This is a genomic window from Ruegeria sp. AF3 (assembly GCF_056536285.1).
Genome location: NZ_JBQFJM010000001.1, coordinates 2,492,117 through 2,512,500, shown reverse-complemented (window position 1 = coordinate 2,512,500; position 20,384 = coordinate 2,492,117). Strand labels below are relative to the sequence as shown.

Genomic DNA, 20,384 nt, shown 5'->3' with positions numbered 1-20,384 from the left:
GTTCAACATTCCCCGGCTGCAAAGCCTGACCCCCATGGTGCCGGAAGGCGCTTTGGTTCTGGCGATCTCGCAATTTGTTCTGTTTTCCGGGCCGACACCAACCGGGTGGCGGCATATCGGACAGACCGCCTTTCGGTGTTTCCGCCCTGAAAGGGCCGAGGCCTTTACCCTTAGACCCGGCGATGAGCTGTTGTTCAAGCCCGTTTCCCGCGACGTTCTGGAACACATCAAGGCCAACAACGAGGACGGCACAGGCGGCGCAACCTGTGAGGAGATTGCACCATGAGCCTGATCGTCCACCGGATTGGCCCGGCCTGCACCATTCAGGACCAGGGGCGCACAGGCTATCTGGATCAGGGGCTGTCCCGATCAGGGGCCGCGGACATTCTGGCCTTGCACGAAGGGGCGGCGTTGCTGGATCAAAGCCCAAACCTTGCGGCGCTGGAAATGGCCGGGATGGGAGGCGAGTTCGAGGCGACGCATAACATGCGCATCGCCCTGACTGGCGCGCGGATGCAGGCCAGCATTGATGGCGGCCCTGTGGCCTGGAACGCGTCGCACCAACTGATCGCCGGGCAAAGGCTGGTCATCGGGGCGACGCTAGCTGGAAACTATGGCTATCTGCATCTGGGCGGAGGTATCGATGCCGAGGTTTTTCTGGGGTCCCGCTCAACCCATCTGACAGCGCGGATAGGCCGGGCGCTACAGCAGGGTGACAGGCTGACCTGTGGACCGGATGCAGGCAACAGCGGGATGAAACTGGCTGCTGCCGAGCGGTTTTCGGGCGGGGTGCTGCATGTGATTGCCAGCTTTCAGACCCCTTTGTTTGATGGCGCAACACTTGAACGGTTTGCCCAAACCAATTTCCGGCGCGGCGCACGCGCCAACCGGATGGGCATGCAGCTGGACAGCGACGGCGACGGCTTTGCTGCCTCAGGCCAGCTGAATATCTTGTCCGAGGTGATCACCCCCGGCGATATCCAGATGACCGGCACTGGCGACCCGTTCATCCTGTTGCCGGAATGTCAGACCACAGGCGGGTACCCTCGTATCGCGACCGTTCTGCCATGCGATATGCCCCGCGCGGCACAGACACCCGCAGGCGGCGACATCCGGTTCGAATTTGTCAGCATGGAACAGGCAGAAGAAATGCACAAAGCGTTCCTGTCAGACCTTGCGCGTCTGCCCTCAAAAGTCGAGGCGCTGGTGCGTGATCCCCATGACATACCGGACCTGTTGTCCTACCAATTGATCGGCGGAGTGATCTCTGCCACAGACTAAGGAGATGTGCCAATGCCAAGCGTCGATCTGAATGCCGATATGGGGGAAAGCTTTGGCCCCTGGAAAATGGGCGATGACGAAAGCCTTTTGAAAATCATCACCTCGGCCAACATCGCCTGTGGGTTTCATGCCGGTGATCCGGATGTGATGGCATCAACGATGAAACTGGCGGCTGAAAACGACGTCGGCATCGGCGCGCATCCCGGCTTTCCCGATCTGCAGGGATTTGGTCGGCGGAACATGAAGCTGCCCCATGACAACCTCCGCAATCTGGTCCGGTATCAGTTGGGGGCCGCAATCGGCATGGCCAACGCGGTTGGCACCAAAGTACGGCACCTGAAACTGCACGGGGCGCTGGCCAATATGTGTTCAGCCGATATCGATATGGCGCGCGCCTGTTATCAGGGCGCATTGGATGTTGATCCCGATATCATCGTCATGGTGCTGGCCGCGACAAAACAGGAAGAGGCCGTGCGTGAGCTCGGGTGCAGCTGGGTGGGCGAGATTTTTGCCGACCGTGCATATAATGACGACGGAACACTGGTTGACCGCAGCCTGCCCGGCGCCGTCATCCACGATGCCGAGGTCGCAGGCCCGCGCATCCTGAACATGGTCCGCGAAGGTGCGATCATCACCGAAAGCGGCAAGCGGCTGGAAACATCCATCGACACGATCTGCCTTCATGGAGACGGCCCGACCGCGGTTCAAATCGCTCGCTCGGTTCGCGACAACCTGATCGGGGGCGGTGTCGAGGTCACGAAATTCACCCGCTGAACATCATGCGTTAACGTCGGCAACCCAATTTCACGACTGTTGCCCGTACAGCTCTCAGCGCCTAGCATGACGGGCAAGCACATGTTCTAAAACCTACAATTTCAAACGATAGCTCGCCCCGGTCGGGGTTCCGCGCAAGGAGGTAGTCGAATGTCCTTTGATCTGATGTCCTATCAACCCCGGGGCGACAAGAAGAACTCGGACTTCTTTGCGCAATACCTTCCGAAAATCTACGAGCGCCGGACAAGTTCGGGCATCGCCGATCAGGTCGGGCCAATGCGCGCAATCTGTATGCAGATCGAAACCGACGCGCTGTTCGATACCCTCGTCGAGCTTTACGTGATGACACCCTATCGCCACACCGCCAGCTATCTGGGGCAGACCCACAAATTCTCGATCCTGCATTCGCATCCCGACTATCCCGCACTGATCGTGATGGCCCCGCTCAGCCCGGGTTTCGAAGACTTTATTCCCCGCATCAATCGCATGTACCCGCTGGCCCGCAACACACCCCAAACGCGGTATGTTGGCGAGGTTTTCGCGGCCAGTGATCTGAAGGCACTGACCGGGACGCTTGAGGATCAGAACATCCGCTTCGAATATGCCGGAGACACCGAAAACCCGTTCTACACATTGAACGGCTTCCGGTTCACGACCCCTTCGGATTTCACCTGCAACCGGGTCGGATATTCGACACATGATTTCAACGACACAGACAGCCTGGGCCTTGGTGATCGCGTGTTGCTGAGTGACGCGGAACAAGCCCGGCTGGATCAGGCCGCCGCTTTCGGATCGGATAGCAAAATCGCGCCTTTGATGCTGGGCATTGATCATCTGGCGACGCGCGTGCTGGCGGGTGAGCGCGAGGATGCGATCCTCGAATTCCTGACCATGGTGCCCTACTATTTCTGGGGGGCCTACAACATCTTCGACATGAACTCGTCCACCAACGTGAACCGCAACGCCAATGTGGATGATGACAAGAAATCCCCGGCCAAGGTTTTCACGGCCAATAACACGCCGTCCTTCGTCAACTCATTCGCCAAGCTGCCGATGCCGACCGAAGATTTTGTGCGCAATTTTGGCCGTCGCCTGCATCACATGGCAGTCGAGATCAAGGATGGCGATCATGGCGCCGGGGAAAAGAATGTTGACTTTGTCGTGAACACGCTGAAGGACAAGGGCGTGCCGTTCCTGGCGCATGTAGTGGGCGAATGCAAAGACGACCCGAACCTGAAGCAGATCTTCTCAAAACACTCGAAGAACACGCTGCTGATCACCGAATATATCGAGCGGTGTCACAAGTATGACGGGTTCTTCACCAAGGACAATGTCGCCGCCCTGACCGCCGCCGCGGGACAGGACGAGCAATATCAGCACGGTCACGTCTTCGATTAAAAAAAGGCTGCGGATGACCGCAGCCCAGACCCAACAGGAGAGAATATGCCGGACCTTATGATGGCCCGATCATGAAACAGGTGACATTGCGGGCTTGCAGGCGGCGACACGCCAGATCGGCCTGTTCCCGCGTCATGCCTTGGAATGTCGCGTCAAAGCCGCGCGAGCTCTGACTGACCTTGCGCAGACTGCCATCCAGCGTGGTCATCTCCGACAGCGCCGTTTTCAGCAGAACCTTCTCGGCCTCGTATCGTGTGGTGTAGCGGCCCACATTGACCCCCCACAGATGCCCACCGGACGAAGACAGGCGGGTAACCACTTCCTGCTCGGGCTCTGGCTGGCTGACGGGCTCGGTCGAGGCCAGCACCAGATTGTCCGGGCGCAGCGCCGGTCGGGTATCGGATGTTTCAACTGGTGGGGCGGCTGGGGTTATATCCGCTTCGGCAATCGCTGCGGCAATGCCGCTGCTGATACGGTCGCTGTTCTGGTCTGCCGATGCCGCAACCGCACTTGCAACCTGTGTCGCGGCGCTGGGGCGCCCAAGCGGGCGCAGGCTGGATTTCGGTGCGCCGCTCAGCGCTGCGACCTGGGTATCGCCCCCCAACCCGGCATTGCCCGCATAAACCGGGCGCTCAGGCTTGCGAATGGGTGCGCGCGACGGGGCAAGGCGAAACCCCAGATCCAGCAGTTCCGCAACCTTGGCGTTCCGCGACTCTCCGGATTTTCCGCCAAAGACAGTTGCGATGATACGCTCATCCTTGCGTTTGGCCGACGCCACCAGGTTGAACCCCGCCGCACGTGTGTATCCGGTCTTTATTCCGTCCGCACCCTTATAGGCTGCCAGCAGGCGGCGGTTGGTGTTGGGAACAGTCTTGATACCGGCATCCGTCGATTGGCGCGAGAACAGGTTATAATACTGCGGGTAATCATACAGCAGATGCCGTCCCAGCGTGGTCATGTCGCGCGCGCTGGACAGGTGCCCTGCCTCAGTCAGACCATGCGCATTCTTGAAGGTCGTGCGGCTCATGCCCATCGCTTTGGCGGTTCGGGTCATGCGGCGGGCAAAGGCCGCTTCCGAGCCACTGATGGCAATGCCGATCGCCGTGGCCGCGTCGTTGGCCGATTTTACCGCAGCAGCACGGATCAGATAGCGGAACGCAATCGTCTGGCCCGCGCGCAGGCCCAGTTTCGACGGGGGCTCGGCCGCTGCCTTCTGGGTAATCCGAACGGGTGTATCCAGCGTGATCTCGCCGTTTCGCACCGCCTCAAACGCGATATACAGCGTCATCATCTTGGTCAGCGAGGCCGGGTGCAAGCGCGCATCCGCATTGCGTGAATGCAGCTCCTCGCCAGTTCGGGCGTCGATCACCATAGCTGCATAAGGCGCCGCCATGGACCTGAGCGGCGCAAACGCCAGCACACATAGCAACGCTATAAGGAAAAAGCCCATTCGGGCCGGAACTGTCCGCCGAATCTGCACGATCTTTGCCTCTGTCTGCCTCGCGCTGCCGGGTTTTCCCGGTCAGCAAAAATTATTTTATTGTCCCCAAGGCTATCACAGCGACCCAATGAAATAAACCGAAAGCTGAGGTTTTCGCAGTTTCGATTTGCTTCTGGGCTGAGGCTATATCTTGCGAAATTCCCCCTCAGAACCACCAAATGCGCGATAAAGGCGAAACTGCGTCAGGATGCGGCAGGGTTTATGTGAAACTGAGGCGAAAAGGCAACATCACTTCAGGTTGCCCAGCAGATCGGTCAGATCGCCCAAATCTCTCAACTCGCGGAATCGGGGGCTGTCGACAGGGGCTTCGGCATGTTCCACCTCCCAGACCAGACCGTGGGGCACGTAGACGCCCCAGCACCCGGCCTGAATCGGGGCTACGACATCTGACCGCATCGAATTGCCGATCATCATTGCGGCAGTCGGGCCATCACCATGACGGTCGAACACGAACCGATAGGTTTCGGGCGTCTTTTCGGAAACGATTTCCACACCATCGAACAGATCACCCAGCCCGGATTGGGCCAGTTTGCGTTCCTGATCGATCAGATCACCCTTGGTGATCAGGATAACCCGATACGCATCGGCAACACCTTCGACAGCCTCGCGGGCATGGGGCAACAGCTCAATCGGATGGGCCAACATCTCTTGCCCTGCTTCGATCAGCTGCCGGATGACCGACGCAGGAACGAGGCTTTCGGTAACTTCGATCGCAGTTTCGATCATCGACAGGACAAACCCCTTGATGCCATACCCATATCGCTGAATGTTGCGTTTTTCAGCAGCAAGAAGTCGCTCCATCAGGTGATCACGATTGGCATGATCGGCCAAGAGTTCAGCAAAACGAGCCTGCGTCAGCTGAAAAAACCGTTCGTTATGCCAAAGGGTATCGTCCGCATCGAACCCGATTGTCGTCAGCTTGGTCGTCATCCTGTTTACGTCCGCTTGCTCTTTTCACCGGCCATGCACACGTTATATAAGCGCCAAGATAAACCCCAAGCCTGAATCGGACAGTTGCACACGATGCTTGAAATGACCTGGATGATGTCTGACAAGCCGGACGACGACAGTGACGCGTCCGTCCTGGTACAGACACGCCCAAAAACCAAGCGTCCGCCTTTATACAAGGTCCTGTTGCTGAACGACGACTATACACCGATGGAGTTTGTGGTGCATGTACTTGAACGCTTCTTCGGCATGACCCATGCACAGGCGTTCGAGATCATGCTGACCGTTCACAAGAAAGGTGTAGCCGTTGTCGGGGTTTTCAGCCACGAGATTGCCGAGACCAAAGTTGGTCAGGTGATGGATTTTGCCCGCAGGCACCAGCACCCTTTGCAATGCACAATGGAACGCGAAGAGTAAGGCCTTTGGCCTGACGTTTTCCCTTCACTCAGCCGGAATTGCCCATGTCCCCTCGTCTGGAACTTGCCTTGCAAAACGGCCTGACGCTGTCCCCCCCTCTTAGTGTGATCTGCCCCACGCCCGACCATGATCTGTCTGCTCTGGGGGACGGTGCGCAGATTGTGCAGCCCTTCAAACCCTTTCACGACCATTTCGCCGCGCAGGGTTTTGCAACGGTGCCCGACGCGGACGGTCCTTGTCAGGACGCCATTGTCTTTCTGCCCCGCGCCAAGGCACTGGCACGGTCGCTGATTCAACAGGCCTGTGCGCGGGCGAGCGGCCTGGTTGTCATCGACGGTGCCAAGACCGATGGTGTGGACAGCATATTGAAGGATGTGCGCAAGCGGGTTCCGGTCGAGGGACCGATTTCCAAAGCACATGGTAAGATTTTCTGGTTTCAGGCCGATGATCTGGCCTTTGTGGACTGGGCCGCGCAGAAACAGCAGATGGTTGGCGGATACTACACGGCACCGGGTGTGTTTTCAGCGGACGGAGTTGATCCTGCCTCAGCCCTGTTACTGAAGACCTTGCCTGACCGGCTTGGCCCCCGCGTGGCGGATCTGGGGGCGGGATGGGGATATCTGTCTGCGGAGATCCTGAAACGCGGCGGGGTAACCTCGCTGCATCTGGTCGAAGCGGACCATGCGGCGCTGACCTGCGCGCGGCTTAATGTCACCCAATCCCAGGCGCATTTTCACTGGAGCGATGCCGTATCCTGGACCGCGCCGGAGCCTATCGACACCGTTGTGATGAACCCGCCATTTCACACGTCACGCAGCGCGGATCCCGCCTTGGGGCAAGGGTTTATAACCTCCGCCGCCCGCAATCTGACACGCAACGGAACCCTTTGGATGGTCGCCAACCGGCACCTTCCCTACGAAGCTACACTGAACGAACATTTCGCTCAGGTCGGTGAAATTGCCGGCGACAACCGGTTCAAGGTATTCCAGGCCTCTCGCCCTCGGCGTTAAGGCCCGTTAACCTGCGCCCCAATTCAGGAGGATTCGGATGTCCTTTTCCATCGCTGGCAAGACAGCAATCGTAACGGGCGGGGCAAGTGGCATCGGCCTGGCCATCGGGCGGCATTTCGCGGATGCGGGCGCAAATGTCATGTTTGCCGACATAGACGAAAAACGCCTGATCGACGAACTTGGAGAACAAGCCGAAGACAGCAATATCCGATATTTTGCGGGCGATCTGCGCGAAAAGCTGACCATTGCCAACCTGTTATCTGCGACGCTGGATGCGTTCGACCAGGTGGATATTCTGGTCAACGGTGCACGGCAAGTGATCCCGTCTGATCCGCTGGATCCGGATGACGATTCGATGCGCACCCTGCTGAACCAGAACCTGATGCCCGCCTTGCGGCTCAGCCAACTGGTTGCAAAGCGCATGATCAAGCAGGCCGACGGCGATCTCGAAAACCCGGCAGGGACGATCATCAACCTGTCCTCGATCGCAGCCCGACGGACCCACCCCGATCTGATGGCCTATTCCGTCTCGACCGCAGCACTGGACCAGTTGACCCGATCCCTTGCGGTCGCGCTGGCTCCGAAGCGGATCCGCGTCAACTCGATTGCGCTGGGTTCGGTCATGAGCGCATCACTGCAATCGACCCTCAAGGACAATCGCGATTACCGCGTCGATATCGAAAAGCACACACCCCTGGCCCGTATCGCCTCGGCCACGGAACTGACGGAAACCGCGCAATATCTTGCGTCTGATGCCGCCGGTTTCGTCACCGGGCAGATCCTGACAATCGACGGTGGCCGTACCCTGCTTGACCCGGTCGCGGCCCCTGCACATTAAGACCCATGTTCAAAACAGAAAAATCTACCGCCTCCGCCTGGTTTCGCCAATTGCGCGATGACATCGTTGCAGCGTTCGAAGCCCTCGAAGACAGCCACACCAACGGGCCGTTTGTCGATGCCGCACCCGGGCGGTTCGAGGTCAAGGAAACCAAACGCCAGTCGGACGATGGGTCAGACGCGGGCGGCGGGTTGATGTCGGTCATGCGCGGCGGGCGAGTGTTTGAAAAAGTAGGTGTCAATGTCTCGACCGTCTACGGCACGCTGGGCGAACGTGCGCAACAGGCAATGGCGGCGCGCAAAGGCATCCCCGGAATGACCGAAGACCCGCGCTTCTGGGCGTCGGGGATCAGCCTTGTGGCCCATATGCAGAACCCCCATGCCCCGGCGGTCCACATGAATACACGCATGTTCTGGACACCCCATGCCTGGTGGTTCGGTGGCGGCTCGGACCTCAACCCCTGCATCGAGTATGACGAGGACACCGCGCATTTCCATGCCACGCAAAAGGCGCATCTGGACCCGCACGGACCCGCCCATTACCCGCGCCTCAAGGAATGGGCTGACGAGTATTTCTATATCCCTCACCGCAAACGCGCGCGTGGCGTCGGCGGGATCTTCATGGACGACTATTGCACCGGTGACTGGCAGGCGGATTTTGCCCTGACACAGGATATTGGCAGGGCCTTTCTGCCCGCCTTCCTTCCCTTGGTTGAAAAGCGCCGCGTTCAGAACTTCTCAGAAGCGGACAAGACCACCCAACTGGTGCATCGCGGCCTTTATGCGGAATACAACCTAGTCTATGACCGGGGCACAAAGTTCGGTCTGGAAACCGGGCATGACCCGGATGCCGTTCTGATGAGCTTGCCGCCGATGGCAAAATGGGTCTGACGATCAGAACGGGTCCGTGATGAAATTGTCGTAGCAGTAGTTCTGCGCCGACACCGCCGACATGTTTGCTCCGACTTTCTTGACCGTGATCGAATAGCCGGGTTTCGTATCGACCCCCGGCGGCGGGGTCATGGAGAACTGCACTGTTCGCACGCCGGGTTCATACGCCCGCCAGATATAGATCCTCTGCGAGTTTGGAACGCCAAGTGTGCGAATGGCATAATCTCCGATCCCGCACCAATAATTGACAGGCGCGGATGATCCGACAGCCTTCACCTCGTAAACGCCGTTCGGCAAGGGCGTGATCTCGGTACGGAACTGCGGCCGGACTGACAGGCCGAACCCAACGGCCCCGGCCACCGCAGGCGCTAAAATAAATGTGGCAGCGATGAATGGCTTGAGAAAACGCATGATCCAGATATCCCAAAACAATGGCACCAATACCGATAGCATAACCACGACACCCTGCGAGTAAAGTGGGGCACACCAGCTACGCGGACACAGTTTTTTGGGGAATTCCCACTATTCATATCGCCGGAAACGAGTACACTACCCGAAAGCATTTATAACACATCAAACTATCGGCAATTCCGTTGACCAAGAGCTTTCCAAAAGACTGGTTCGATTTCCCGCCTGAGAAATATGCGGATCTGGGTGCGATGTTCTATCTCGCGGGGCTTACGAAAACGCACCAGAAACGTAATCTTGCGCAGGTTCTTTATGCGTTCGAAACCCCGTTTCGTCTGGGCCAATACCAGATCTTCAGACAGAATGGCTTTCCCCGCGGATTTGTCACTTTTGCCGGTCTCAGCCCCGAGGCCGAGTATCGCTATGCGGTGAAAGAAACCTCTCTGACGGACAAGGATTTTACCAGCGGGTCATCCTTTTGGATCATCGACCTTGTCGCGCCGTTTGGACAGACCAGTCAGATTGTTGATATCCTCAAGCAAGAGATCCCGCATCCGCGCGTGCGCACCAACCGAATGGACAGCGACATGACACGCAACCGGATTGTCGAATGGACGCGGGACGAAGCAGGCGAGGTTCATATGCGCCTGTACCGAAAAAAGGAATTTGAGCGGGTGTTGCAACAAGGCGAGGTCTAGTTGGTTTCAGTTCCGATCACTGGTGAATTGACCGGCGACGTGACCGGGTCCCCACCCAATGTGGCGATGGGGCAACCCACCCTGAACAACGGAAACTTCACGCCGCTGACCCAAACCTGGACGATTGCGACACCTCCTGCCAACGGCACCGCGACGATAGACCCAAATACCGGAGAGTGGACCTATACGGTCGATCCGACGTATTTCGACAGCCTCGACAATGGTGAAGTTGTCTTTGACTCCTTCTTCATCAGCGTCTCAGGGACAACGCAAACCGGTCCTGTCACACTTCCGTTTACCGGCTCTCCGGATCCGGTCGAAGTGGTCATAAGGATCGAAGGCGTCTGTTTCGCAGCTGGAACCCTGATCGAGGCTGAGGACGGTCCCCGTGCCATCGAGTCCCTGAACGTCGGGGACAAGGTGGCGACAGCCGATCACGGGTTGCAACCTGTTCGTTGGATCGAAAGCAGCACGATCCCGCCCGACCGATTGCGCACCGAACCTGCGATACGGCCCGTTCGCATCTCGGCAGGCAGTCTGGGGCCTAACACCCCCGCGCGAGACCTGCTGGTGTCTCAGCAGCACCGTATTCTGGTGAAGGGCCCCTGGGTTGAGCTGCTTTTCGGAACCGCCGAAGCGCTGGTTGCCGCCAAGCACCTGTGCCGATGGCATGGAATAGGGCTCGATACCTCGGTTGAAACGGTCGAGTATTTGCACATCCTGCTGGATCGGCACGAAATCCTTTCGGCGGATGGAGCACAAGCAGAAAGCCTGTTTCTGGGGGAAGAGGCGCTACATACACTTTCATCCGACGCGCTTCAGGAACTGGCCGCAATATTTCCCGACCTTCCCTCCTCTGGCTATCAGGGGTTTGGACGCGCCGCGCGCCTTATCCTGCTGGAACACGAAGCCCGCGCACTTGCCTGAGGTCAGGTGCCGGTCCCGATGCGGCCACCGACATTCTGCGGGGCCAGCGCAACCGTCTTGATCACGGCATGGCATGTGCTGCCGGGCTGCAAGTTCAACGCCGCAACCGACCGGCGCGTTACCCGCGCCAGAACAGTCCCCGCCGGTGTCCTGACCGACACGATCGCACCGGGACCTTCGCCCGACCGAATCGAGTCGACCGTCCCGCTGAGCACGTTCAATGCCGACAGACCCTCGGGCTTTTGGACGGACAGGATCACTTCCTGCGCCGGAATGCGAATTCGCAGATGGGCGCCGACCTCCTGCCCGATACGTGGCAGAAACAGACGCGCGCCATTTGCGTTCAGCTCGGTCAACCCGTCGGTGTGGTGCTTCAGCACCTGCACCTCCAGCACGGCACCGATCGCGCGCACACCTGCCGGTGCCACAGTCGGGTCAGACAGAACCTCGGACGCGGGGCCGTGGCGGACGACCCTGCCATCCTGCAAAGCGACAACCGATGTGGCCAGACGGGCCACCTCGTCGGCCGAGTGGGTCACATACAGGATCGGGACAGACACCTCATCCCTGAGACGCTCGAAATAGGGCAGGATCTCCGCCTTGCGGGCCTCGTCCAGCGCCGCAAGCGGTTCATCTGCAAGGATTAGTCGCGGGCTGGCCAGCAACGCCCTGCCTATCGACACTCGCTGTTTTTCGCCCCCTGACAACCCGGCTGGACGGCGGTTCAGAAGGTGGCCGATCCCCAGCATCTCGATGACCTTTTCCGGATCTTCACGCCGCGCGCTTTTGGGGGCGAACCAGCGGCCATAGGCAAGGTTCTGGCGCACGGTCAGATGCGGGAATAACCGCCCCTCCTGAAAAATATAGCCCAACCGCCTCCGGTGCGGCGGCAGCCAGTGCCCGCGTTCGGTGTCAAACAACACCCAGTCATCCACGGCCACCCTGCCCGCGCGCGGCCGCAGCAATCCGGCCACCGCGTTGACAATTGTGGTCTTGCCCGACCCGGAGCGCCCGAACAGCACGGTCACACCGGGTGGGGCGTCAAAACTAACCTCCAGATCGATCCCCGGCAGCTGATGGTGCAAACGAACAGACAAGCTCATGATCCGGCCACCCGCGCGGCGGCGCGCCGTCCCACATATTCCGACAGCAGCAACGCGCCCATGGCGATGACGATCGAGATCAGGACCAGCCTTGTTGCAGCAGCCTCGCCCCCCGGTACCTGCAAAAAGGCGTAAACAGCCGATGGCAATGTCTGCGTCTGTCCCGGAATATTCGACACGAATGTAATCGTGGCCCCAAACTCACCCATGGCCTTGGCAAAGGCCAGGATGGCCCCGGCGATGACACCGGGCAGGATCATCGGCAAGGTTACGGTCAGAAACACCATAGGCCGCGACGCCCCCAGCGTCGCCCCAGCCTGTTCCAGCTTCGGGTCAACCGCCTCGATCGACAGACGTATCGCCCGGACCATCAGCGGAAACGCCATGATACCTGCGGCCAGCGCGGCCCCAGTCCAGCGAAAGGCGACCACAATGCCGAACTCGGCCAAAAACCGCCCCAACGGCCCCTGAATGCCGAAAGTCAGCAACAGAAGATACCCCGTCACTACCGGCGGCAGGATCAAAGGCAAATGCACCAGACCATTCAGAACCTGCCGCCCGGGGAACCGCCAGCGGGCCAGAATGTAGGCAACAAAAATGCCGAACGGCAAAGTGGCCAGCGTCGCCCAGAACGACACGCGCAGCGACAGCTTCAGCGCTTCAGCTTCGGCGGGGCCCAACCACTCCAACGCGATCACCCGCCCGGCAGGGAAAATCCCTGCTCCTGAAAAATTGCCAAAGCCGCATCGCCGTGCAGATGATCCAGAAAAGCCCGCGCCGCACCTGTGGCATTACCTGTCATCGCCGCCGGATAGATGATCGGAGGGTGCAGGTCGGTGGGAAAACTGGCCACAACACTGACCCGCTGTTCCGCCTGCGCATCCGATCGATAAACGATCCCCAGAGGCGCGGCACCCGTTGCCACAAGGGCCAGCGCAGCGCGCACATTGTCGGTTTGTGCCACTCGGTCCTGCACCGCCTCCCACTGGTTCAGCCCCTGCAAAGCCGCCTTGCCGTAGATACCGGCGGGCACCGCATCGACCAGCGCCATGGCCAGAAAGCCTTCGCCCAGCACGGCCCTGAGGTCATGAACCACCCGAATGTCACCCAGAACAGGACGCCCCGCAGCGCCGATCAGAACCAGACTGTTGCCCAGCAAATCCGACCGTGTCCCTGGCCGCAACAAACCCTGCTGTTCCAGATAATCCATCCAGTCGGCATTGGCCGAGATGAACACTTCCGCAGGCGCACCCTGCTGAATCTGCCGCGCCAGCACCGAAGACGCTGCGTAAGACACGGTGACATCGTGACCCGTCCGCTCTGTGTATTCCGTCGCGATTTCGTCCAAAGCGGTCTTGAGGCTGGCTGCGGCAAAAACCAAAACCCCTTCTGCCCCGGCCCGGACCGGAGCCAGCACAAATGCGCCAAGGACCAGTGCCACCATCCAGATACGGCAGGCGAAGGGTAGGATCATGTGTGCTCCCGACCGGAAAGTTGCAGTCTCTTCGGGCATATCGGAGGCCATAGGGCGCTTGCAAGCGCCTTTGATCTTTTACACCCGCTGATCCAGATCAGGCGCTGGCAACGCACCCCGGCCAGCCTCGTCAACCTGTAGTCACCCCAGGCACGCGTTGATGGGGGCGGCATTTCCTATCCGCAACCCATCGCGGAATAAAAATCTCACAGACCCTCTTGCGCACGCCCGCTGGCTTGGCTACATGCAGCGTCACGGGTGATTAGCTCAGTTGGTAGAGCGCTTCGTTTACACCGAAGATGTCGGGAGTTCGAGTCTCTCATCACCCACCATTCCCTTTATTTTCAATGGTTTACTCAGGGTCTTGTAACGAGAACTTGGAGACCATTTGAGGATGAATGTAAGGGAATCGAAACCTCAAAACCGTGTTGGATTACCCAGAGGATTGTTCCTTAGAGGTAAAGGATACGCTCTTAGGGTAGCTGTACCGACTGAGTACCAAGACATTGTTGGCAAACGAGAGATCGTCCGAGGATTAGGAACTCAGGACCTAGCCGAAGCAATGAAGCGCCGTCCAAGAGTCCTTGAGGAAATCCTTGAAGCGATCACCGAAGGACAAACACCGTCTCAAGCAATTCGCCCAAACCTTCCGAAACAAGAGAATACTGTGAGAGATACCGCCGACAGGTGGTTAGCTGAATCGGACGGGATAAATAGCAGTACAAAGGTTAGATACCGCCAACACCTTAGGACATTTGAGGCGTACTCTGGAAACATACAGGTCACAGACATTAACCGCTCTCTGGCACTGGGCTTCATTGAGCACCTTAAGGCCACTCCCTCAAAGCGAACTGGGCAACCACTCTCGGGCCGCTCTCTTCAATCATGCCAATCTTGCTTAGCTTCTTATTGGCGTGTGCTGGACCACTGGGGGTTGGTTGATCCCGATATGCGGAACCCCTTTGGCTCTCTACTGAGACGTGTAGCCGGTCAAAGAAAGAAGAAGGACCCACGGGTTAAGAAACTGAGGCCTGTCACTAGAGGTGAAGCTCAAAAGCTGCTGCAGTACATCGCTCGCAATAATGGCCTCAAATATCAGTTCGAGATGTACGTCACAGTGAGACTGCTTTGGGTTACTGGATGCAGACTCAATGAAATCTGCTCGAGGTACTTAAAGGACATTGAGGACAGAGGGGATCACATCAAAATCAGCATCCGTCAGAGCAAGACAGAAGCCGGAATAAGGGATGTAATGATCGTTGGTGCTGAGGATTGTCAGCTACTCCGGGAAGCTACCAGAAGGGCAACGATAGTAGAGCCAAGCTGCCAAGAGAATGTCGGCAGATTGTTCCCTCGTATTGCTTTGGGTGGCTACGATAGACACCCCAGTCATTACCTTGGGAAAGCGCTCGAGAAAGCCCGGAAGAACCTTGAAGGCGATAATTCCAATTGGGATATGCACTCGTTCAGGAGGTCTGCTGTTTCGTCTCTAGTGAATGCTGGGGTCTCCCGAGAAGCAAGAAATCTCATCGTGGGTCACTCCAACAAAGACGACATCGGCATAAGTGTTTATGCGAAGAGAGCAGAGCTAAACGGGATTATAAGGAATACGTTCGAGGTGCTGTATCTGGAGCTTGGAGGGAGTCTCTCAGGGGCAGCTCCTTTGGACTGATCCAAGGCAAGCGGCCTTACACCGCCCCCTTAAAGAAAGCGTATCCGAATTTCGTTCGCCTACAGCCCCAGTCGGGCTTGGAGACAAATCTTCTGTCGGTGATAACGCGTTCGGAACACAGCTCTAAGATGACAAAACTTTGGGTCGCCGTGGAAATCACTGGCGGCCTTTTTTTGCACGCTTCAACAGGCAGGGGTCTCCAACTGTACCCTTGAGGAGCCGAAGCAGCTTCGACCGATGAGCGCCGACTCAGTCAGCCTTAGCAACCCCTCTAAATTAGCGAGACATTAAACCATGAGGCATGATCCTCTACCTTTTCACGATTCTACATCCCCAGTTCGTCCTGTTGTCATCTTTGATCGACCATGTGGTACCGGGAAGACAACTGAGATGATCAAGTCATTTGAACACCACAAGCATTACCTGATCATTGTCCCACTGCTTACTGAATGCGAACGCATCATAGAGGCAGCACAAAACCGGGGGATAACCTTCGAGCAACCCACAGCCGAAAAAGACACTGTATTCGATGACAGTGGACAAGAGATAGTCACCACTAGGAAAATCCACTCCCTACGGCGTCTGCTGGCTGAAGGCCAAAACGTAGTCACAACTCACGCGATGTTTGATACGCTGTCCGATGTCGTCTCAGAGGGATTATTGGATTCGTACGACATTCACATTGATGAAGTTCTCTCGGTCATAGATGCTAACTTCCATGTCCAATCGGAAGCATGGGATCGTCTCTTTATCGAGTCCGGACTTTGCACGGTGGACCCTGAGACATCAAAGGTATTCCCCACAGATGCTTGGGATACAGAGTATGCTGCTCTTGAGAAACACGTTTCCCTGAAGTTCTACAAGGCTGCCAAGTCTGGACGCCTCTTCAATGTCCAAAATGGCTTCAATGTAGCCGTACTTCCGGAGAAGCTCCTCAAGGTGGGGAAGTCTCTGAGGATTTACACCTATAAAGCTGAAGGGTCTATTATCGCTGCGTACCTAAGACACATAGGGATAACCACAGAACACAATAAGTTGGACAACACAGCCGAAAGTGAATTCGTCCGAGAAGTCAGAGACCTGATTACCGTTAAAGGAATTAAATCTCTCGATCAGCTTTCATTCAGTCACACAGATCAAACAGACAAAACCTCTGGCTCACCCGAAGTCTACGATAATCTGGTCCCTAAAGCGCTGTATACGTTGGCACGAAATGCACTTAAGGACGTCCCTCTTGAAAACATCTTACTAACTTGCCCAAAGGTAAAATGGTTCGCAGGCGGCAAAAGCCCAACAGTTGGTTCAGATGGGTTAGAAAAGGGAAAGTACAGTCCCGGCCCATACGCTAAAAGCTCTCGGCTTCAGGGCAGAAGTGGCCGTGTTCATTGGCTACCCAATACGACAAGAGGCACGAACAACTATAAAAACGCAACGCACCTGATCTATCTCTACAATCAGTTCTTGAATCCTAACATCCTGAGATTTCTCGGCAAAGAATTAGTTAGTCAGGACGACTACGCGCTCACCGAGTTAATCCAATGGGTTTGGCGATCTCAGATCAGAGACGGGAAACCGATCACTGTTTATCTTCCTAGTCGAAGAATGCGAAATCTGTTTCTCAATTGGCTATGGGAAGGAGACATCCCAACCCATGTATTACGCGGTGCATTCTGAGTGTCGTGATTATTGCAACTGAGGGAACACGTAACCAGTAGAAAGCACTTTTATATTGGAAGAGATTATCTTTGGAGAAGGTGAGAATGAAGCTGCTTAAACGTGATTTCCTCGGTTCCCAATGGCTCTTAGTCTTTGCCACTAGGAAGCGGCAAGAGGTTGTAAATTATTCTTATTTTATAGGTATTTAGAGCCTAATTGTTAATAAACTTCTTTATGTAACAATAAGTATGACCGAGGAACTTCCAATACAGAAGCTGTATATCAATTTCATTCTCGGAAACGTCAACCATACGACGTAGAGTTGCGCCCAACGCTGGTCACAGTGTTATTTAAGAGAACACAATAGAAGCTGATCCACTTCCATCTACTAAAATGCCCCCCAATTGCACCCCCAGTGTTCTCTCAGTAAGGCTCAACGCCCACCTGTTATCACCTGAGAGCACCAATAGGTGCTGCATCTAAAATGAGTTCCTCAGCATCACTTCTTTAAATGCGTGAGAGATATATTTCGTGACGCAGCTTGGGCTTTTTAAGTATCACCTACTAATAGGCGGTTCTACACGCGTGGCTGATTGTCTAGCTGCCCTTCTTGAGGCCCGTTTTTCTTTGAACTTGCGGTAGTCGCTCTTCATGCCAATGTATGCCCAACGCAATACAACTATCGGGAGTGACACAACGGCAGCGGCTCCAGCACCGAGTATTCCCTCACCAACGGCTTGCTTCCAATCCATGTAAATTTCTCAATATTTTTGGTGGCTTGCTGCAAAGTTAGCCAACACACTCAGGTTTGTCGAGCACAAGCTTACGGAGATCGGATGGTATCCTCTTGGACTCAAGGACGGTTTCTTTAGGGGCTAAGGGACCGCTTTTCAGAGGCAATAATAAGAACAATAAACCCCCTCCTTTTTGAAGTCGGTTTCCCAACCCCCCCACCCCTTCGTTTCCAACTAAAAACTCTGCCAATAGGCCACGGTCTATCGGCAGCGGTTGGGAAGCCCTTTTGCGCTGGGCAGTTGGCCAGAGAGAATTCATTTCAGAATGAAGAGGGGGCGGGGGTTCGGAAGGTAACAACAAAAAACGGCGGTAATGAGCGTTATTATTGTTGTTGTTTGGAAGTCGGCCACCTCACAACACATCGGATGGAAAGTTGACGGCAATGGTCGGATGACCGCTGTCAGCCCTATGTTGACGTCAGCGTAACACGCAGCACACGCCACGAACGCAGTTTCATGCCTTCGCCGATAGATGCAGCTTGGTCACTGATGGAGGGAGCGGGTAATTGGAGCACCACTTAGAAACACCTTGAACGAAGCTTATTGACTTCAGCATTGTTCAAGCAAAACGATGCAGAGGGAAAAGTTCAGATGGCAGCAAGTTCGAGAGCGTGGAGCGTCGTAGGTTGGAACGGCACCAAGAAAATATATGAGCAAACTTTTCGGCACTCTGAGTTTACGGACAAGCAAATGAAGTTGCTTCTTCAAAGATTGTTATGCCGGCAGTTGAGTGAGCAGGAAATCGTAAATGCAACCATGCGTCGCCGGAAGGGCGAGGGTTATGGTGTTCTGGAAGTGCAATCAGAGCGGACCAGTGATCGCTTCATTTTAAGCGTTGGCGATACGCCTCATTTTACTGCTGTAGTTTTAGATATTGATACTTGAGGTCATTGCGTACATTGGGTGCAGCGCGAAAGTGGCGGGAGGCGTTTTTTGTTCAGAAAGCTAAAAGTTGATCCTAATAAAAATTGGTGGGAAGTGCGCCGAAATTATTCGTTTTATATTTTTAAGCAGGTTGCTTTTGCTCTGAGGGGCAAAGAATTGGCATTCTTCATCGAACATCCTCTTGAATTAGTCTTTAGCTGGAAGGACCTAGACAACTGGCTGAAGGACCATGGCGTCCGTTTGGACGGCCCCTCTCAGTTCAATGGCATTATGCATTTTGATGGATTGACCGATGAAGCAAAGGACACGTTTCACTTTCGTGAAACAAGGGCATCTGCAATCTATGCCCTTCAGATGTGGTCTCATTTTCGTGGAGACAAACGAATGATCGGCACCATAGATAATTCAAAGATTGGATCTGAACTTTTGGGCTCCGATGGACAAACCTATCGCTGGCAAAATCCCAACTACAAGTATGTAGCGGACACCTATGATGGTCGGGTTGAATGGATTTATGGAAATGCCAAAATTTCTGATCCTCCGCTCACGGAGTACTTTGTTACAAAAAGAGACGACCTCTCCGCCTACTGGAAAAGAACTAGGTACGAGTTTGACCATGATCGGAGCAAGCTCACGGCTACAGGCGGCTGGCTAGGAGAACGTGATTGGCCAGCATTGAACTTGATTTTTCAATTTCCGCGAAATGCCAAACAGTATTCAAAATTCTATGATTGATCATTTCGCCTTGTCTCTAATTCTTCTTCTGACTGGGGACCCGACTTCTCTCCTACTTCTGGCGTAAGCCTCCAGTTGAGTTCTGGCCCCCTGCGGCGCTGTTTACACGCGTTTAAGGCAATAACCGCTTTGTCCGCTTTGCAGTCATTCCGATGGCCGCACAGCTCAGGTGCGCTCAGGCAACCCGAAGTTCTCTGTGACAGCATTTCCACTGCGTCTGCCATATGGGCAAGGTTCTGTGTCCATATGCTGAGGGTGGCGGAAATGGTGGCAATGAAGTCGATCTCGGCTTTTGGCAGGCAACTGCCTCAACGTCTAAGAACCTAAAGGATACCACCAGCATGATTATCGGATACGCAAGAACTTCTACACTGGAGCAACAAGCCGGACTTGAAGCCCAACAGACGACACTCTCGGAAGTTGGATGCGAGAAAATTTACTCAGAACAAGTCTCCTCTATTGCCCGTAGAGAGGCGCTCAGTGAAGCTCTCAGCTACTGCAGAGAAGGAGATGTCCTCATTGTCACTAAGCTTGACCGCCTTGCTCGTTCAGTCAGGAATTTAGGCGAGATCGTGGATGAGCTCACAAAGAGAGGCGTCGCACTGAGGGTACTCGATATGTCCCTTGATACGTCCACAGCTACAGGGAAGCTCATGTTGAATGTGCTCGGGTCCATCGCTCAGTTCGAACGAGAGATGATGCTGGAACGGCAGAGAGAGGGGATAGCCAAAGCTAAAGCTGAGGGTAAATACAAAGGTAGAAAACCAACGGCACGTATGAGGGCCTCTGAGGTTCTTCAGCTACTAGGGCAAGGCTACAAGAAGCACGAGATCGCCCAGCGCTTAAGTATTTCTCAGAGATCGGTCTATCGGATCGTTAATGAGGCTCATCAGTCAGTGGTTGTGGAAACCAGCTGCTGAAATGGACGCTAGTACAAACAGCTCTTGGTCGTCAGAACAGGCTTTCAATACCAAG

General features: G+C 55.8%; 21 protein-coding genes and 1 tRNA gene (1 of these 22 cut by a window edge). 16 read left to right on the top strand and 6 right to left on the bottom strand.

From position 1 onward, the window contains the following. The 4 genes from ACR3FC_RS12675 to ACR3FC_RS12660 form a co-directional block, all read left to right on the top strand. On the top strand, positions 1-286 hold the 3' end of the coding sequence (locus tag ACR3FC_RS12675; protein WP_480475358.1) for a 5-oxoprolinase subunit B family protein. It extends 464 nt beyond the left edge of the window; only the last 286 of its 750 coding nucleotides appear in the window; its start codon lies beyond the left edge, outside the window; the stop codon is at positions 284-286. Next, a complete protein-coding gene (locus ACR3FC_RS12670; RefSeq protein WP_480475356.1) occupies positions 283-1,281 on the top strand; it encodes a 5-oxoprolinase subunit C family protein in 999 nt (332 codons plus the stop codon). The genes ACR3FC_RS12675 and ACR3FC_RS12670 overlap by 4 nt, the downstream gene beginning before the upstream one ends. A 12-nt stretch (positions 1,282-1,293) precedes the next feature. Then, complete coding sequence (locus tag ACR3FC_RS12665; RefSeq protein ID WP_480475354.1) at positions 1,294-2,055, top strand: LamB/YcsF family protein; 762 nt, start codon at positions 1,294-1,296, stop codon at positions 2,053-2,055. Between the two features lie 150 nt (positions 2,056-2,205). Next, positions 2,206-3,453 carry a hypothetical protein gene (locus ACR3FC_RS12660; RefSeq protein WP_480475352.1) on the top strand — a complete coding sequence of 416 codons (1,248 nt, stop codon included), beginning with the start codon at positions 2,206-2,208 and terminating at the stop codon, positions 3,451-3,453. A 55-nt stretch (positions 3,454-3,508) separates the two neighbouring features. Here ACR3FC_RS12660 and ACR3FC_RS12655 read toward each other — a convergent pair whose 3' ends face one another. After that, positions 3,509-4,903, bottom strand: a complete 1,395-nt coding sequence (locus tag ACR3FC_RS12655; protein ID WP_480475350.1) for a D-alanyl-D-alanine carboxypeptidase family protein — start codon at positions 4,901-4,903, stop codon at positions 3,509-3,511. Positions 4,904-5,182: 279 nt separating this feature from the next. Next, positions 5,183-5,884 (bottom strand): HAD family hydrolase, encoded by a 702-nt coding sequence (locus ACR3FC_RS12650; protein ID WP_480475348.1) that lies wholly within the window; start codon positions 5,882-5,884, stop codon positions 5,183-5,185. 93 nt (positions 5,885-5,977) lie between these two features. On the opposite strand from ACR3FC_RS12650, the gene clpS reads away from it, so the two are divergent. Genes clpS through hemF form a run of 4 tightly spaced genes read left to right on the top strand, consistent with a single transcriptional unit; the run spans position 5,978 to position 9,057 of the window. Next, a complete protein-coding gene (gene clpS, locus ACR3FC_RS12645) occupies positions 5,978-6,319 on the top strand; it encodes an ATP-dependent Clp protease adapter ClpS (protein WP_480475346.1) in 342 nt (113 codons plus the stop codon). Positions 6,320-6,363: 44 nt separating this feature from the next. Further along, positions 6,364-7,329 (top strand): class I SAM-dependent methyltransferase, encoded by a 966-nt coding sequence (locus tag ACR3FC_RS12640; RefSeq protein WP_480475344.1) that lies wholly within the window; start codon positions 6,364-6,366, stop codon positions 7,327-7,329. 37 nt (positions 7,330-7,366) lie between these two features. Then, the gene (locus tag ACR3FC_RS12635) at positions 7,367-8,167 is read left to right on the top strand and encodes an SDR family NAD(P)-dependent oxidoreductase (RefSeq protein ID WP_480475342.1); all 801 of its coding nucleotides are present in this window, start codon (positions 7,367-7,369) and stop codon (positions 8,165-8,167) included. A gap of 5 nt (positions 8,168-8,172) precedes the next feature. Continuing rightward, on the top strand, positions 8,173-9,057 hold the full coding sequence (hemF, locus tag ACR3FC_RS12630; RefSeq protein WP_480475340.1) for an oxygen-dependent coproporphyrinogen oxidase: 885 nt from the start codon (positions 8,173-8,175) through the stop codon (positions 9,055-9,057). A 3-nt stretch (positions 9,058-9,060) separates the two neighbouring features. Here hemF and ACR3FC_RS12625 read toward each other — a convergent pair whose 3' ends face one another. Beyond that, positions 9,061-9,510: a hypothetical protein gene (locus ACR3FC_RS12625; protein ID WP_480475338.1), complete on the bottom strand. Its 450-nt coding sequence runs from the start codon at positions 9,508-9,510 to the stop codon at positions 9,061-9,063. Between the two features lie 140 nt (positions 9,511-9,650). Here ACR3FC_RS12625 and ACR3FC_RS12620 point away from each other — a divergent pair, with 140 nt between their 5' ends. Both ACR3FC_RS12620 and ACR3FC_RS12615 read left to right on the top strand, forming a co-directional pair. Beyond that, on the top strand, positions 9,651-10,163 hold the full coding sequence (locus ACR3FC_RS12620; protein ID WP_480475336.1) for a toxin-activating lysine-acyltransferase: 513 nt from the start codon (positions 9,651-9,653) through the stop codon (positions 10,161-10,163). A gap of 39 nt (positions 10,164-10,202) precedes the next feature. Then, positions 10,203-11,090 (top strand): Hint domain-containing protein, encoded by an 888-nt coding sequence (locus tag ACR3FC_RS12615; RefSeq protein ID WP_480475334.1) that lies wholly within the window; start codon positions 10,203-10,205, stop codon positions 11,088-11,090. Between the two features lie 2 nt (positions 11,091-11,092). On the opposite strand, the gene modC is transcribed toward ACR3FC_RS12615, so the two are convergent. From modC to modA, 3 genes are read right to left on the bottom strand one after another with little or no spacing between them, the layout of a single operon-like run. Next, a complete protein-coding gene (gene modC, locus ACR3FC_RS12610; protein ID WP_480475332.1) occupies positions 11,093-12,193 on the bottom strand; it encodes a molybdenum ABC transporter ATP-binding protein in 1,101 nt (366 codons plus the stop codon). Further along, positions 12,190-12,882 (bottom strand): molybdate ABC transporter permease subunit, encoded by a 693-nt coding sequence (gene modB, locus ACR3FC_RS12605; RefSeq protein WP_480476900.1) that lies wholly within the window; start codon positions 12,880-12,882, stop codon positions 12,190-12,192. The genes modC and modB overlap by 4 nt, the downstream gene beginning before the upstream one ends. A 5-nt stretch (positions 12,883-12,887) precedes the next feature. Further along, positions 12,888-13,667, bottom strand: coding sequence for a molybdate ABC transporter substrate-binding protein (gene modA, locus ACR3FC_RS12600; RefSeq protein ID WP_480475330.1), 780 nt, complete (start codon positions 13,665-13,667; stop codon positions 12,888-12,890). 256 nt (positions 13,668-13,923) lie between these two features. On the opposite strand from modA, the gene ACR3FC_RS12595 reads away from it, so the two are divergent. From ACR3FC_RS12595 to ACR3FC_RS12570, 6 genes are all read left to right on the top strand, one after another. Beyond that, a tRNA-Val gene (locus tag ACR3FC_RS12595) sits at positions 13,924-13,999 on the top strand. Positions 14,000-14,061: 62 nt separating this feature from the next. Continuing rightward, positions 14,062-15,339 carry a tyrosine-type recombinase/integrase gene (locus ACR3FC_RS12590; RefSeq protein ID WP_480475328.1) on the top strand — a complete coding sequence of 426 codons (1,278 nt, stop codon included), beginning with the start codon at positions 14,062-14,064 and terminating at the stop codon, positions 15,337-15,339. A 390-nt stretch (positions 15,340-15,729) separates the two neighbouring features. After that, complete coding sequence (locus ACR3FC_RS12585) at positions 15,730-17,013, top strand: hypothetical protein (RefSeq protein WP_480475326.1); 1,284 nt, start codon at positions 15,730-15,732, stop codon at positions 17,011-17,013. A 1,331-nt stretch (positions 17,014-18,344) separates the two neighbouring features. Beyond that, the gene (locus tag ACR3FC_RS12580) at positions 18,345-18,674 is read left to right on the top strand and encodes a hypothetical protein (protein WP_480475324.1); all 330 of its coding nucleotides are present in this window, start codon (positions 18,345-18,347) and stop codon (positions 18,672-18,674) included. 48 nt (positions 18,675-18,722) lie between these two features. Beyond that, positions 18,723-19,409, top strand: a complete 687-nt coding sequence (locus tag ACR3FC_RS12575; protein WP_480475322.1) for a hypothetical protein — start codon at positions 18,723-18,725, stop codon at positions 19,407-19,409. Between the two features lie 341 nt (positions 19,410-19,750). After that, the gene (locus ACR3FC_RS12570) at positions 19,751-20,329 is read left to right on the top strand and encodes a recombinase family protein (protein WP_480476898.1); all 579 of its coding nucleotides are present in this window, start codon (positions 19,751-19,753) and stop codon (positions 20,327-20,329) included. Positions 20,330-20,384 lie beyond the last annotated feature (55 nt).

Bases quoted from the DNA above. Each gene is read 5' to 3' on its own strand.
- ACR3FC_RS12670 (WP_480475356.1), top strand. From the start codon at position 283: ATGAGCCTGATCGTCCACCGGATTGGCCCGGCCTGCACCATTCAGGAC.
- ACR3FC_RS12665 (WP_480475354.1), top strand. From the start codon at position 1,294: ATGCCAAGCGTCGATCTGAATGCCGATATGGGGGAAAGCTTTGGCCCC.
- ACR3FC_RS12660 (WP_480475352.1), top strand. From the start codon at position 2,206: ATGTCCTTTGATCTGATGTCCTATCAACCCCGGGGCGACAAGAAGAAC.
- ACR3FC_RS12655 (WP_480475350.1), bottom strand. From the start codon at position 4,903: ATGGGCTTTTTCCTTATAGCGTTGCTATGTGTGCTGGCGTTTGCGCCG.
- ACR3FC_RS12650 (WP_480475348.1), bottom strand. From the start codon at position 5,884: ATGACGACCAAGCTGACGACAATCGGGTTCGATGCGGACGATACCCTT.
- clpS (WP_480475346.1), top strand. From the start codon at position 5,978: ATGCTTGAAATGACCTGGATGATGTCTGACAAGCCGGACGACGACAGT.
- ACR3FC_RS12640 (WP_480475344.1), top strand. From the start codon at position 6,364: ATGTCCCCTCGTCTGGAACTTGCCTTGCAAAACGGCCTGACGCTGTCC.
- ACR3FC_RS12635 (WP_480475342.1), top strand. From the start codon at position 7,367: ATGTCCTTTTCCATCGCTGGCAAGACAGCAATCGTAACGGGCGGGGCA.
- hemF (WP_480475340.1), top strand. From the start codon at position 8,173: ATGTTCAAAACAGAAAAATCTACCGCCTCCGCCTGGTTTCGCCAATTG.
- ACR3FC_RS12625 (WP_480475338.1), bottom strand. From the start codon at position 9,510: ATGCTATCGGTATTGGTGCCATTGTTTTGGGATATCTGGATCATGCGT.
- modC (WP_480475332.1), bottom strand. From the start codon at position 12,193: ATGAGCTTGTCTGTTCGTTTGCACCATCAGCTGCCGGGGATCGATCTG.
- modA (WP_480475330.1), bottom strand. From the start codon at position 13,667: ATGATCCTACCCTTCGCCTGCCGTATCTGGATGGTGGCACTGGTCCTT.
- ACR3FC_RS12590 (WP_480475328.1), top strand. From the start codon at position 14,062: ATGAATGTAAGGGAATCGAAACCTCAAAACCGTGTTGGATTACCCAGA.
- ACR3FC_RS12585 (WP_480475326.1), top strand. From the start codon at position 15,730: ATGATCAAGTCATTTGAACACCACAAGCATTACCTGATCATTGTCCCA.
- ACR3FC_RS12570 (WP_480476898.1), top strand. From the start codon at position 19,751: ATGATTATCGGATACGCAAGAACTTCTACACTGGAGCAACAAGCCGGA.